Genomic DNA, 13962 nt, shown 5'->3' on the forward strand with positions numbered 1-13962 from the left:
AAGCTGTTATCTCACAGTATTAGCGCCACCATTTGATGCTCCACTATCCTCTGCGGCTGGCTGTAACAACTGGCTAGCAAAGTTCTGGTCAACCTGTGCCCTACCTGCCTGAATGGATTGTGGTGTTGGGGCTGGCGCAGGTTGAGACTCTGCTGCAACTACAGCCGGCTCTGACGCTTTTGCACCACGGCTATTTACCGAATGATTCACACCGGATGGGAACATGGTGTACACCGCATTGGCGGGTGCAATGTTATGCAAGATACGTGGCGTAATCAGCAGCACAATTTCATTCTTACGCTTGTCGTTATTTTTATCTGTAAATAATCTGCCGATGAAAGGCAAGCTAGATAACCCAGGGACTTTATTAGAGATATTCTGCCCATCATCCCTAAATAGTCCAGCAAGAATTTGTGTTTCGCCATTTTTCAATTGCAAAGTGGTATTCGCATTGCGGCTACCGATGGTGTAAGCCAACACGCCTGTATCGGTTTTTACTTGGTCGGTAATATTACTGACCTCTAGCCCTACTTTGATATTAACTTGGTCCTGTAACAGAATAGTGGGCTCTACGTCCAACTTGATGCCTACTTCAAGATAATTAACCGTTTGTGACACAAAACCTGTTGAGTTAGCTACGCTGGTAAATACAGGTATTTTGTCACCTACGTGAATTTTGGCTTTTTCACGATTTTTTACGCGAATTTGCGGGTTAGCCAAAAGGTTAGTATCAGTGTCCTGATGTAGCAGATTTAACGCTAATACAGGGTCACTAATCGTAAAAACACCTAGCCCGGAATTAAAGTTTTTAAGCTCAGCCAATGACAATCGACCTGGAGTGTTAGTCGTTACGCCATTACTATTTGTTTTGCCTTGCACACCAACGCTCACTTGCGAAGGATAGCGCACGCCTATGTTCTCCAAACTTCTACGATTAATTTCCATTACCTCGACTTCTAACATCACTTCCGGCTCAATCAAGTCTTGCGAGGCAATCAGTTTTTCTGCGATTTGAATCGATTCAGCCGTGTCGCGCATCACTAAGGTATTAAGTTTCTCATCTATATAAACGTCTTTAGATTTCAGTACAGTTTTAATCAAGTTCATGGCTCGCTTGGCATCTATGCTATTCAAATAAAAACTTCGCACATACAGCTCTTGATACTCTTGGCTACGGCTCACGGGATAAATAAGTAAAGTGTTGTCATTCAATACTTTTTTTGCGAGCTGATTGGTTGTCAGAATAACCTGTATTGCATCTTCAATTGTAGTATCACGTACAAAGATACTGGTGCGTTGATTGTCCCGTAGCTCTTGATCATAAGAAAAATTGATATTGGCAGCCTTACCGATAAACTCAAAAATAGACTTTACAGAAACATTCTTAAACTCCAATGTAATGGGATTTTTAAACGCAGACTTAATCTGCGGGATTGCCGTTATTTTGCCTATACGCTTACTCTCCATGCTCTCAAACAGTAGGCGGGCTCCTTCATGCTTACTATCTTCTGCAAGGATGGCTCTGGTTAGGTTTTGGGCAGAGTCAATATCATCTTTATCAAAATAGCTTTGCGCATTTGCCAGCATCATGTCATGGTTCTGTGCCAAGCCAAGCTTAAAAGACCCTTCTTGCGCCCTTTGGTTATTAGGGTCTAGCATCAACACTTTTTTGTAGTTTGATTCGGCATCGGCAAACAAACCTTGCTGAGATTGGTTATCTGCCTGTTTCAATAGGGTTGATAGCTGCAACTCTTGCTGCATTTTCAACATGCTGCGGTATTGAGGGTTATCTGGATATAAAGTAACCAGTTGCTTTAGTTTAGCTACACCAGCGTCTACATCGCCGCTATTGATCAACTGCCTAGCTGATTCATATGCTTGATTATCGTCAGCTGGTTTACCCTTAAGGTGATTAAGCCCTGTACAACTGGTTGCAAAGGTGATTACTACAAAATAAGCAGTTAGTTTTTTTATACTCATATGCAATCTTTGCGCTGTGATTACCTTAATAAAAGTCTGGGAAAATGATAATTTCAACTTACTGCTCCAATTTGCATCTGCATCTCAATATTTAAAGGAATATATTTAATTGTCATTAACGGTGGCGTAATGGCTTTAATTTCCCAACTGCCCTCAAGCACATCACCCACTTTTACTGAATAATTCTTCTGTCCATCCATCAGAAAGACCACGATTTCACCGTCATCAATCAGCTTCCCGGCAAACTTAAATGGATTTTCTGGCGGCGGATCTATTTCTTGTTCTACCGACTGCTGGTTTAAATCAGCCTGAGAGACAAACATAGTGAATATGTTTTCAGGTTCATCCATTATCTGTGGCCTGCTAAACTCTGCGTTGCCAGTATTAACCGGCAATAAGTTATTACTACCAGGATTTGCTTCTTGTTTAGCTAAAGTTGCTTTACTGGACTTGGCTATAACCTCCAACTCATCGTCAGCAGGCTCGTCTTGAGCGCCTACCCAATAACAAGCAATTACCGTTAACACTAAAACCAACCAAACTGCGTATTTCTTCACCATGACCATCAATCTATTCGCGCCTTTTTCGTAAATACATAGTGAATTGGATATTGGCCTCAATCAAATCTGAGCCAATATTCTCTCGTTTCATGCTGATATCATTCAGTGCTACTGTCGGTAAACTATTTAGCACTGCATTGATGAATTGGCGAATCTGTACATAACTGCCCTGTACCGGAAGCCTGATTTGGTACTTGATTAATGTAGCTGAGGGAGATTGAGAGGAATATTCAACTTTGTTGGGGGTGATGCCCACACTGGTTGCAGCATGTAATATTTCAGCAATTTTGTTATTGGCTTCATTTTGTTGGGGCAATAGCGCATAAAACCTCTGCTCAATATCAAACTGAGTGTCAGCTTTAATTTCGAGTTTATTGATATTAGGGTTGGTTTTTAGTTCATTGATGTCGGCTGTTAGCGTCTCAACTTTATTAGCTTGAGAACGTATTACCGTAACCATGATTAGCAGGCTAAATAGCAATAAAAATAAACCTAGCCATCCCGCCCAACCAAGTTGCCGCAATTTGTACTGCAATAGTTCCAGAGAAAAATATCTTGTATTTACCATGCTGTTTCCACCACAAAATGCACTGCCGACTGGCCGTTAACCTCTGCTGACTCTTGCGAAACTAAAGCCACACTTTTAAGAATTTTTTGCTGAATTAAGCTATCCACATAAGCCATCATGCTATCTACATCCATAGCCACAGCTGTCATTCGCAACGTTTGTTTTTTTATATTTGGCTCTACGGCTAATAGTTTCACTGCATCACTATTTGTCGCCTCCAGCATCTTAAATATCGCGGTCCACGGCAAAACTATCTCAGCGATTGCTGCATTTACCGCCGCAACATCATGAGTCTTTTGCGCGTTTTGATTGATATTAGCCTTAGGCAAATGACGCACGGACTTTGCACGACTAAGTGCATCGATGTTGGTTTCTAACTTACGTGTATCACTTAATAAAGATTGGTAATAGTTAATGGTTAGGCCACTTATTAGCACACCTAGCACCAATAACACCAACGCCGTCAAGTTGATTTTTTTGATTGCCAATGCATGATTTAAAGTAATACTGCTCATGCCGCCACCCAGTTTTTAAAACGCTTTTCAAGCTGTTGGTTGAGTAACTCAAAATGATGTAAGTTGACTTTGATATGCTGACTATCTGGTTTAAGCCCAGTGACGAGCACTGGTGTTTTTCCATACCAAAATATCGGCAACTGTGCGCTGGCATTACTCACGACCACCTCACGCTGAATGAGATCATCGATTTGTTTGGCAGCATCTTCGCCTGCTGCAATGTTTCTAACAAAACGCCACTCACCATCTTCTATTAACGACACACAGGCACGCCCAGATTCGATGACGACAAACCAAAAGTGGTGTTTATTTTTTTGCGTTTTAATATGCTTGAGCATCTGATTGCTAGCCAGCATCAAATGCGGATGTATTGCATAAACATTGATGCCATGCTGTTCAAATACTTGATGAAGCGCTTTCAGCAATACGGAACATAAGCCACTGGCAATTGATGCTTGACCGAAGGCCGGTTCACTCATACATAAATCCCAAGCTTTGGAAGTCTCACCATATGCAATCTTGAAGCGATGCTGCATATACGCCTGACGCTCACTTTCTATCGCAAGCGCTATGCTCCACGGAATCACTGTATATTTAACCAAATGGTTTGAAATGATGATTTTTGTGTACGAACCACTTTTTGCAACAGCTTGCCAATGCTTAGTCTGCAATACCTGTTGCAATGTTGATACAAGGCCATCCCACTGCGCAGCTTCACTGCCATTTGTTTCTGTTTTTTTCGCTAAATCAACAAACTGCTGGTGTACCAATGCTTGTTTAAAACCATTTTTAAAAGTTCTTTTAAAATGCAGCAGCAATATGCGCTGTGGATATATAAACACGCGCAGCTCATCTTTAAATAAAGTGTTAAACCAGCGATGTAACACGATTAATCTCCTCTAATGTCGTTTCACCACGTCTTACCAGCTCTAGCGCTGCTTCACGCATAGTTAAAGTACCGTTGGCACGTGCTGCTTCTTTCACTTTACGCACTGGCTCTCTAGTAACAATTAGTTCTCTAATTTCATCGTTAAAACACAATAATTCTGCAATGGCCTTACGCCCTTTATAACCAGTGCCGTGGCATTGCCCACAACCTTGGCCTTTTCTGAAGTTAAAGCTTTTTGCCTGCTCCAGAGTTAATCCAGATTTGCTAATAAGTGCTGCATCAGGTGTGTCTGCAACCGCACAGTGATGGCAACTGATGCGCACCAAGCGCTGTGCCATAATGCCGTTGATGGCAGAGACAAAGCTGTAAGGGTCTACATTCATATTGGTAAAACGGCCAATGACATCAAACACGTTATTGGCATGCACGGTGGTAAGCACCAAATGCCCAGTGAGCGCTGATTGCACAGCGATTTGTGCTGTTTCTGAATCTCGAATCTCACCCACCATGATTTTGTCCGGGTCATGCCGCAAAATAGAGCGCAAACCTCTGGCAAAGGTCAGCCCTTTTTTCTCATTCACAGGGATTTGCAGCACGCCTGGTAGTTGATATTCAACCGGGTCTTCAATGGTGACGATCTTGTCTTGCCCATGATTTATTTCAGAAATAATGCCATATAGGGTGGTCGTTTTTCCGCTACCGGTAGGCCCAGTAACAAGCAACATGCCATAGGGCTCTTCTGCTAACAGCCTGAAGCGAGCCATGATGGACTCTTCAAACCCCAAGGTTTCTAAGCTCAAGCCTTTGGCTTCATCACTCAATGCCTTGCGGTCTAAAATACGCAGCACGGCATCTTCACCAAACACGCTAGGCATAATAGATACACGCATATCCACCTCACGTGCTTTACCATCTCCACTAGTTACCAGCACTTTGAAGCGCCCATCCTGCGGCACCCTACGCTCTGTAATATCCAGCTCAGACATGACCTTGATGCGTGAAATAGCTTGCTCCGCCTGTGCTAGGCCCTGAATGCCACCCTCTTGACTCAGCACCCCATCAATACGGTATTTCACTTTCAACCCAGTTGGGTCTGTTTCCATATGAATATCACTAGCGCCGGCTTTGAGTGCGTCGTAAAGTGTGGAGCGCACAAACTTCACTACTGGGCTGGTATCTTCACTAATTGAACGTAGAGAAATATCTTCAATACCTTGATGCTCCGCGTGATGCTCAATTTGATTAGCATTTAAGCCATCCATAGCACGCATGCTTTGCTCATGGTGGCTGAGATACGCTGTTAAATCCTTATGATGAGCCAGACCCCACACCGCAATTTCCGCATACCCATATCTAGAGATGATTAAATCTATTTTGGGCTGTAAATGCGTGTCGAAAGGGTTAGAAAACACCAGTTGTAATTGCCCGTCATCATTGCGTAGTGCTATGCAACCAAGCTTGCCAGCCTCAGAAAACGGCAGCAATGTAAAGTCTGGGTGTAATGCATAAAGCTGCAATATGCTCAGCACTGGGTAGCGCATCATCTGCCCCAGCGCTAACACAAAATCATCTGCGCTTAAGCCGGATTCACTCTCAAGCACATCCAGCAAGTCTTGCTTGGTATTGTTAGCAATTAGTCTGGCTTGGTTTAACAGCTCAGATGTCAGCTTAGGCTCAACACCAGCGCCTTTATTCATGGCATGAGTATCCAAGCCCATATTATCCAGTGGCATATTCATTGAATATTCCCCGCCAGCTCAAAAATTGGCATATACATCAGTACCACAACCAGCCCCACTACCAAACCAATCACTATCATCAATAAGGGTTCCAAAAGCTTGGTCAACCACTCTACTTTTCTACCTATCTCTTCATCATAAAACGCACCGATGCGCTCCATCATTTCACCCATTTGCCCGGTGCGCTCACCTACACGCAACATGCGGATAGAGATAGAGGTTGTCATACCATGCTGCTCCATGGCAGCCGACATAGGCTTACCCTCGCGCACATCAAAAGACACTTTATCTAAGCTAGCTCGCAATAATGGCTGCAATAATGAAGACACCATATGCATTGCCGTTACCAGCGGAATGCCGCCGCGCAACAACATGCCAAGTGTTCGGTAAAATCTAGCTAATTGGTAGATACGCATGGTTTCGCCAAGTGCAGGAATCTGCCAAACTTTTGCCATGATTGCGGCGCGAACAAATGGCCGGCTCAATATCAAACCCAGCATCACCACACTAGAAACAAAAGCTGCAAATACTTCGCTCCCATGCTCTTGCAGTAAGCGACCCCAGCTTAATAATAGCTGTGACATCCAAGGCAAATCTGTACCGGCACTTTCATAAATGGTGCTAAATTTTGGCACTACATAACCCAACAAAAACAGCACCACTAAGCCACCCACAATAATCAACAGCACTGGGTAAATAGAGGCCGTGATGATTTTTTTACGCACTGCATCAATTTGAGTTTGGTAGGCCACATGTCTTGCCAGTGCTTGCACCATGTCACCAGTGCGCTCGCTTGCACGAATCAGGGCTATATATAGCGGAGTGAAAACTTGAGGTGCTCTTTCTAAAGCTGTAGATAAAGGCAAGCCTTCAAATAAAGCGCCCATTACTTGATTCAATATCGCTTTAGATTCAGCCTGCTGTTCCTTTTCTGCTAAGGCCTCAATGGCTTCTACCAAACTTAACCCAGATTCCAGCAATGCCAGTAGCTCCTGGCTAAAAAGCATCAAATTAAATTTTGGCGCGGATGATTTAACCGTGAACAATGCCATACCTACGCTTTTGACATTCAGCACACTCAAGCCTTGAGACTCAGCCATAGCCCGTGCTTGCACAGCGTTGCTTGCTTCCAAAGCTAGCAATCTAACCTCTTCACCCTGGGCTACTTTTAACTCAAACTTCATATGAATTGCCTATTCCCAATTCACTACGTCAGCAGCTTCAGCAGCTCCACCACTCATACCATCGCTGCCCAATGACCATAAATCATACTCCCCATGCTCACCCGGCATCTTGTACTGGTAAGGCTTACCCCATGGGTCGTTAGGTACCTTTTTCTTTAGGTACGGCCCATGCCATTTAGCCTCGTTTGCTGGGGCAGCATTTAGCGCAGCCAAGCCGTTATCTGTGCTTGGGTAGTGCCCGTTATCTAAGCGGTATTGATCAAGGGCTTTTTCTAGTGAATCAATCTGCGCTTTAGCGGTTTTCACTTCAGATTTACCAATCTGAGCAAAGTATTTAGGCCCTACATAGCCAGCCAGCAGGCCAATAATCACCATGACGACTAATAGCTCCAGCAAGGTAAAACCATGTTGTTTTGATTGTGTTTGTTTCATATATACCTCAATACTTTTCAATCGTTGCGCCAAATGGCACCAAGCCTGGCACATCAATCTCTAGCCATTCCTGCCCGTTTCCTCCAGTGGTACGTAGGCGAATGGCACCGTCGTTTTCTTCTGGCTGGCGCTGATCGCAAGTTGTTTTGATGTACAACATAGACGTCATTTTTCTTGTTACACCATCAGCATCGTCAAAACTAATGTCAGTAGTAAAATCTACCCAGTTCTCATTCACAGCCGCTGATTGATTTTTGCTGATTGCTTTTGTAGGGGCAGGCGCACCTTGTAAGGCTGGCAAGCTCAACCCAGTTTTGTCATACGGCACGGAGGTATAAGTTCTGCCGGCACGAAACAGAGCCTCAGGCATGCCGTAATCTTTGTTAGGTTTTGGTTTCATAAAGTAAGCAATAGCAACTGGGCGGCCTGAAAAACCACCACGTGTGATATCGTTAATTTCCCAGCGCTTACCGTTGGCTAAAGTTTGGTCTTTCATCAAAATATGGGTGCCAAAAATACATTCTTTGGTATCGTTGTTATGCCAAACGGTATCGGTCAAGGTAGCAAACTCCTCACCGCCGGCTGCTGCATAAGGCTCAGGGATAGGCACACCACGGGAAATAATACCCACTAGCGTAAACCCATCTAAAGGCGCATTCATTGGGCTATCGGCAAGCTTATCGTCACTCACTGCGCACTGTCCTACTGAGCTTTGGTTGCTATTACTGGCGTTTTTTTCACTCAATCCAAAGTTTGTGCTTGTGTCACACAAAACATAGGCTGAATTTGTATTGCCTGTGGCTGGTAAGTTCACAAAACCACTTTGGCTGGCGTTGGTAACATCAGCACTTGCTGATAAATGGTGCATACAAAGCATTAAACCAAATAGGTAACAACTTCTTTTCATTTTTATCATCCAGATCATTTATAAGGCTGGCAGAGCAAAGCCCTGCCAGCTTTTATCTAGCTAGTTCAAATCACAATACTATTTAGAAGTTAGCGTTAGCACCGCTACGAGCCAAACCTGAAGCCAAGATAGTGACCCATGGCTGTGTTTCTTGACCTGTTTGACGGATACGTACACTGTTTGCCAGTGATGCTGGTGCGGTAGAAGTACAAGCAGCACGTACGTACATCATTGGTGCATCTGGCTCAGTACCACCGTCTTCATCTACACCACCAGTCACATCAACTGTGAAGTCCACCCAATTAGTACGGATAGCTGAAGTTTGTTCGGCCGCAGTTGGCGTTACAGTACCTGGGCTAGCTGTTTGGCCAACACCATTGATCTCTGTGCCCGATGCCGGTACAGATGGACCATTGATTGGACGGTGTACAAAACCTATTGCTACTAAAGTTTCATCAAATGGGTCAGCCTGCATTTGTACAGAAGTGAAAGCACGGCCTACACGGAACACTGGAGAATCTGTTGAAGCGCGATGGTAATATCCAGCAGAAACGTCTGTTGTTGCACTAAACCCACCGAATGCAAAATCGTTTACCTCCAAGTACTGTTGACCGGCTAAGCTGCTGTTGTAGTCAAAAGTAGTGCTGGTATCCATAGAGATTTGTTTGCCGTAGATACACTCAGTATTTGCCGTGTTACGGAAAGTACGTGATGTCATATAGGCGATGTTCTCACCATTAGCAGTGATAGCAGTACCAGTCAAATCATTTGCCGTCAGCCTGCTGAAACCTGAAACAGGGCTGGTGTTGATGTTACCTGGGAAAACTGCACAATTATTATTCGCACCTGTCGTTGGCGCAGTATAGCTACCTGAACCGTAATTACCTGTTGTGTTACATGTAACCCATGCAGTAGTACCTGCTGGCTGATTAGTGCCTGCTGAAACAGACAAACCTGCAGCTGGCAGTGAAACTAAACCCGTTGCAAATGCTTGGCTAGACGTGCCCAAAACTGCGATTACTGCTAATTTAAGTAATTGACTCTTCATTACTTTATCTCCTAAAACAGTTACAATAAGCAGGCATTTGTGGCTGCCTACGACACCAATTCACCCAAATCAGCTAAAGGCCCTTGTAAGTTCTTAGGTTGATTCGAGTTGAATGCTCAAGTGGGCAGTTCGCAAATGCCCATCTCTAGTTACTTATTTCCCTAAATCAAAATCGTAAGTCAGCGTAAAATACGCAGCTCTTGGTGCACCTGGCGCTAAAAAGGTACTGCTACGCCAATCGTTACTGTTGTAATTAAACCCGTTAGCGCCAACTAAGCCATTGATAGAGGGTGAGAAAGGATTCAAGCCTAAGCGTCCGGCACTTTGATACTCGCGATTAAAAAGATTGCTAATTTGCAAACCAGCAGTTAAACCTTTAGTGAGTTTATAACTGGTATTAAGGTTAAATACGGCATAACCTGCCGTTTTTCCTCCATATCTAAAAGCAGGCCTTGCGAGGGAGCTAGCACAGTTTGATCCAGTTTGTAGACCATTTTCGTCCGTTACAATGGTGCTGCACGCTCCAACTATTGGGCTAGCGGGGCCTGCACGATGTTTATTATTTTCATTGCCTCGGACGAAAGCGCTGGAATGTAAAATGGCGGTAAAGCCAACATTCCAATCTGGCGTCACTTCATAGTTAAAGCTCGCGTTAAGGTTGTGTAGTGGGATGCCTGGAATCTTATCGCCTGGTTTCACTGAAATCTGCTGATATCCAGTGGGAGTCAGCGAAGCAACTAAACTATCACCTTGTACGAGAGTGCCTGCCGAACTGTTATTCGGGCTGGCTGTTAAGAAACCACTTTGGAATGTGGCATCAGTCAGCGAGTAGTTCAATCTAAATGAGGCCTTACCCACCTTGCCTTGAATGCCCGTCTCAAATCCACGCCGACGAGTATTGCCAATATTCTGGAAAAAGCTTCTATCAGGTGTAAATGAAACAAAGTAAATATCGTCTGTCAGGTCTGTGTTGTAAACCGTAGCATTCCACTGCAGCTCTGGTGTTAAATAGCCTCTTGCCCCTAGCTCCATGGTTTCTGAACGCACTTGCTTCAAATAGGGATCCCCAGCCAAGGTACTAGGCAAACTACAGAATCTACGCTCCATTAAAGACCTAGGTCTGTATGAGGCAGGTGTTCCATCTGCATTAGTAGTCGCAGGTACCGGCGTATCATCTAATGCACAGCCTAACTCGATTACGCTAGGGGTACGTGCGCCTTTATTCCAGTTGGCGTAAAGGTTTAATGTCTCATGCGGTTGCCATGTGGCGCCAAGTGATGGGTTGAATGAGTAATAGCTAAACTTCTCCGTTTCACCCTTACCAATAGCTCCTAAACCATTCGCTCTCTCCACAGTGAAAGGTAGTATTTCGCCTGCTGGACATTCGTCTGCGGTCACTGTGCCGTCGTTATTATTATCATTACAAAGCACGCCTAGATTGTAGAAATTTAAGAATTTATTTGGCCCTGCAACCCCCAAAATACTATTGATAGCCAGCTCATTTTTAACAAACGTTTGGTTATAGCGCCCTGCCCCCGTAAAGCTCCATTCTTTTGTTGGTGTCCATGTTTCACTAAAATACAGGCTTTTTGTAATACTATTGCCACCAAAGTTATTCAGACCCAGTGGATTGCTGGCAGCCGCATACTCGTAACCAAGACGATCAGGGGCTAAAACTGCATTACGATTACTATCTAACAGACCTAAATATTGGGCGCTATTGTATGAGGCATCGGATGAGTCAATCGACGCACCAATCATGAATTTATGTTTTTCTAAATTCCAGTTAAACTGAATTGCGCCACCATCCGTCACCTGTTCAATTTCTGTTTTGGTAATAAGTGCAGTGGGCGTGCAATTCTGGCCATTTTCATCACATGCGTAACCTGTTCCTTTTCCTACTTGCGCTCGGCTTGTCCCATTAAAATCGACACCATTTCTTTCAAGAGGCACACCCGTTACAGGGTCTCTAACAAGGATAAGTAAAGGCTTGCCTAAGCCGACATTGCTATCTGCCGTCCCTAGTATATAGTTACCATCAGCGCCAACTGGAACGATAATAGCTTTATGATTTAATGCGACAAAAAAGCCATTATCATTCACAAAACCTGCATCAAACTCTCCAGATTCTAAGCCCTCGACTGCAAAAAATGTGCTTAAACCATTTTCATTAGGAGCATCTAGCAAACCAAGACTACTTTGTAAATTCTGCAATGTTCTGATGGCGGAGCGGTTTTGCCATACAGTAAGTGCAGCTTGTTTAAATGTATCTGGCAAAGTAGGATTATTCAGCGAGCTCGCAGCAAAAGTACCATCCAATAGTTGACCATAACCCCAAAGTGGTACCGTTTTCACGAAATTGCCATCGTTATCATAGATATCCTGGGTACCCTGATTGGCACTGACCGCAGTATTAAAATTAGTGCCTATCGCTAGATTACTTGCATCAAATGCTGGGTTGTTAATAAACACCTCGTCAATAATTGGATTGCCGTCTTGGTCTACACCGATTTGCTGAAAACCACCTGAAATCTGCTCTGGATTGCCATTTGCATCTATGGTGTATCCACCTTGAGAAATAGCCACATTGGCTACGCGCCCCGTAGAGTCAGGTAGCCCATCCCTATCAATATCTGCATATCCAGGAGCAATCTGCTCTCCTGGGTTTGGCCTGCGCGTGACTGCGCCACCAAAATCGCCATTCATGTCGCCAGTGCTACTATTTCTACGGCTTTTCCGTTTATAGATTTGCCCAGTGATATTAAAGGTGTCTGTAACGTCCCACAGACCTGTTAACTGAAATTGCAACAAGCGGTTTTTGGTTACGTCAGGGCTAGTAAATACACTACTACGATCTTGCTGCGCAATTTCAGTAGGCAACAAACCATTGCCAGTTAGCTCATTGCCCGCGTACAACGCACTTAAACCAAGCTGTAGCTTCTCGTTACGCCATTCACCTTTGGCAAATAACTGATTGACTTTGCTGGGTGAGTTGTCGCGCCAGCCATCTTCATTGAAAATATTAGCGGCCACAAAACCAGCAATCACGCCGTTATTACCACCGACACTGCCTTGTATCTGTTTACGATTAAACGAGCCACCCAAAGCCTCGATGGTGCCCTCTTTAGCATCAAAACCGCTCTTGGTGCGCATGGATAATGCGCCGCCTAGTGTGCCTAAGCCAAAAATAGGATTTGACCCTGGGAACACATCTAGCCCAGCCAAGGCGTTAAGTGGCAGCATGTCCCAGTTCACCACATCGCCAAATGGCTCGTTCACACGTACGCCATCCAGAAACACGCTTAAACCTTGTGCGGTACCTAGCTGCGGACTTGCAGTAAAACCTCGATATGTCACATCCATTTGAAATGGGTTACTTTGATAGTCGTTCACATTGACAGATTGCAGCTTAGAGTTCATTAAGTCAGAGATACTTAATGCGTGCGACTCTTTAATCTCTTTAGCGCTAATACTTTGTACGTTGCCAGGAATCTCTTCTTTAGTGAGCGCCAAGCCGCGCAGCGGGCCTATTTCATATAGGCGTTTGGCGCGTACTTGAATATCTTGAAGCTGGATACCGATTGGCAGGTCATTTTTACCCTTATCCTTAGCCAAAGACCTTGCGTACTCCTTAGCACCTGCACTAGTCCCCACTTTATTATCATCATCGGCCTTAGCAGATAATAGTATGGATCCACTTTTGTCATACTTTCCTGCAGATGAAGGCAGAACCATAGGCCTAACCACATTAACACTGCCAATTTCACTGGCATCGTCATGCACTGATGATTGAGCAAGGCTAGTAGCGGCATTATTTTTAGCTGAGCTTTCTTCAGCCTGACCGTATTGTGAAAACGTAGATAAGATAATTAGCGGGATGGTTTTTAACTTAAAAGACAATAAACCTTTAGACGATTTTCTGTACGAACTCATTCTTACTTCATCCCCCTAGCTAATACACCTTAATATTGTTTTTGTGTAGCAACTCATGTTAATTTTTACCTATGCGCCAATTGCGCTAGCCAGCAAATATAAGGCTTAGGGTGGGGGTCGCGTAAGAGCGAGACTCCCGAGTTATACCGGGAGTTGCTCACTATTTATATCGGGATTTTTTCCCGAGTCAGTGACAAGCAAGAATGG

11 protein-coding genes are annotated in these 13962 nt (G+C 44.2%); all 11 read right to left on the bottom strand.

Annotation, left to right across the window (positions count from 1 at the left end; all coding sequences use genetic code 11):
- Positions 1–6: 6 nt before the first annotated feature.
- The gene (locus ACSSU7_RS03645; RefSeq protein WP_492517365.1) at positions 7–1980 is read right to left on the bottom strand and encodes a secretin GspD/PilQ domain-containing protein; all 1974 of its coding nucleotides are present in this window, start codon (positions 1978–1980) and stop codon (positions 7–9) included.
- A 53-nt stretch (positions 1981–2033) separates the two neighbouring features.
- Positions 2034–2540 carry a hypothetical protein gene (locus ACSSU7_RS03650; protein ID WP_492517366.1) on the bottom strand — a complete coding sequence of 169 codons (507 nt, stop codon included), beginning with the start codon at positions 2538–2540 and terminating at the stop codon, positions 2034–2036.
- Positions 2541–2550: 10 nt separating this feature from the next.
- Positions 2551–3108 (bottom strand): type 4a pilus biogenesis protein PilO, encoded by a 558-nt coding sequence (locus tag ACSSU7_RS03655; RefSeq protein ID WP_492517367.1) that lies wholly within the window; start codon positions 3106–3108, stop codon positions 2551–2553.
- On the bottom strand, positions 3102–3623 hold the full coding sequence (locus ACSSU7_RS03660) for a PilN domain-containing protein (protein ID WP_492517368.1): 522 nt from the start codon (positions 3621–3623) through the stop codon (positions 3102–3104). The genes ACSSU7_RS03655 and ACSSU7_RS03660 overlap by 7 nt, the downstream gene beginning before the upstream one ends.
- Positions 3620–4510, bottom strand: a complete 891-nt coding sequence (locus ACSSU7_RS03665) for a hypothetical protein (protein WP_492517369.1) — start codon at positions 4508–4510, stop codon at positions 3620–3622. The genes ACSSU7_RS03660 and ACSSU7_RS03665 overlap by 4 nt, the downstream gene beginning before the upstream one ends.
- Positions 4491–6251, bottom strand: coding sequence for a GspE/PulE family protein (locus ACSSU7_RS03670; protein WP_492517370.1), 1761 nt, complete (start codon positions 6249–6251; stop codon positions 4491–4493). The genes ACSSU7_RS03665 and ACSSU7_RS03670 overlap by 20 nt, the downstream gene beginning before the upstream one ends.
- Complete coding sequence (locus ACSSU7_RS03675; protein ID WP_492517371.1) at positions 6248–7435, bottom strand: type II secretion system F family protein; 1188 nt, start codon at positions 7433–7435, stop codon at positions 6248–6250. Before ACSSU7_RS03675 ends, ACSSU7_RS03670 begins: the two co-directional genes overlap by 4 nt.
- 9 nt (positions 7436–7444) lie before the next feature.
- A complete protein-coding gene (gene gspG, locus ACSSU7_RS03680) occupies positions 7445–7867 on the bottom strand; it encodes a type II secretion system major pseudopilin GspG (protein ID WP_492517372.1) in 423 nt (140 codons plus the stop codon).
- A 7-nt stretch (positions 7868–7874) separates the two neighbouring features.
- Positions 7875–8774, bottom strand: coding sequence for a hypothetical protein (locus ACSSU7_RS03685; protein WP_492517373.1), 900 nt, complete (start codon positions 8772–8774; stop codon positions 7875–7877).
- An 82-nt stretch (positions 8775–8856) separates the two neighbouring features.
- Complete coding sequence (locus ACSSU7_RS03690; RefSeq protein ID WP_492517374.1) at positions 8857–9822, bottom strand: hypothetical protein; 966 nt, start codon at positions 9820–9822, stop codon at positions 8857–8859.
- A 153-nt stretch (positions 9823–9975) separates the two neighbouring features.
- Positions 9976–13755: a TonB-dependent receptor domain-containing protein gene (locus ACSSU7_RS03695; protein WP_492517375.1), complete on the bottom strand. Its 3780-nt coding sequence runs from the start codon at positions 13753–13755 to the stop codon at positions 9976–9978.
- Between the last annotated feature and the right edge of the window lie 207 nt (positions 13756–13962).

Source organism: Methylotenera sp. E1MeOHC1, assembly GCF_058745595.1.

What these genes read in the sequence shown, in the direction of transcription:
- ACSSU7_RS03645 (WP_492517365.1), bottom strand. Translation starts at nt 1,980, where the DNA reads ATGAGTATAAAAAAACTAACTGCTTATTTTGTAGTAATCACCTTTGCA.
- ACSSU7_RS03650 (WP_492517366.1), bottom strand. Translation starts at nt 2,540, where the DNA reads ATGGTGAAGAAATACGCAGTTTGGTTGGTTTTAGTGTTAACGGTAATT.
- ACSSU7_RS03655 (WP_492517367.1), bottom strand. Translation starts at nt 3,108, where the DNA reads ATGGTAAATACAAGATATTTTTCTCTGGAACTATTGCAGTACAAATTG.
- ACSSU7_RS03660 (WP_492517368.1), bottom strand. Translation starts at nt 3,623, where the DNA reads ATGAGCAGTATTACTTTAAATCATGCATTGGCAATCAAAAAAATCAAC.
- ACSSU7_RS03670 (WP_492517370.1), bottom strand. Translation starts at nt 6,251, where the DNA reads ATGAATATGCCACTGGATAATATGGGCTTGGATACTCATGCCATGAAT.
- ACSSU7_RS03675 (WP_492517371.1), bottom strand. Translation starts at nt 7,435, where the DNA reads ATGAAGTTTGAGTTAAAAGTAGCCCAGGGTGAAGAGGTTAGATTGCTA.
- gspG (WP_492517372.1), bottom strand. Translation starts at nt 7,867, where the DNA reads ATGAAACAAACACAATCAAAACAACATGGTTTTACCTTGCTGGAGCTA.
- ACSSU7_RS03685 (WP_492517373.1), bottom strand. Translation starts at nt 8,774, where the DNA reads ATGAAAAGAAGTTGTTACCTATTTGGTTTAATGCTTTGTATGCACCAT.
- ACSSU7_RS03690 (WP_492517374.1), bottom strand. Translation starts at nt 9,822, where the DNA reads ATGAAGAGTCAATTACTTAAATTAGCAGTAATCGCAGTTTTGGGCACG.
- ACSSU7_RS03695 (WP_492517375.1), bottom strand. Translation starts at nt 13,755, where the DNA reads ATGAGTTCGTACAGAAAATCGTCTAAAGGTTTATTGTCTTTTAAGTTA.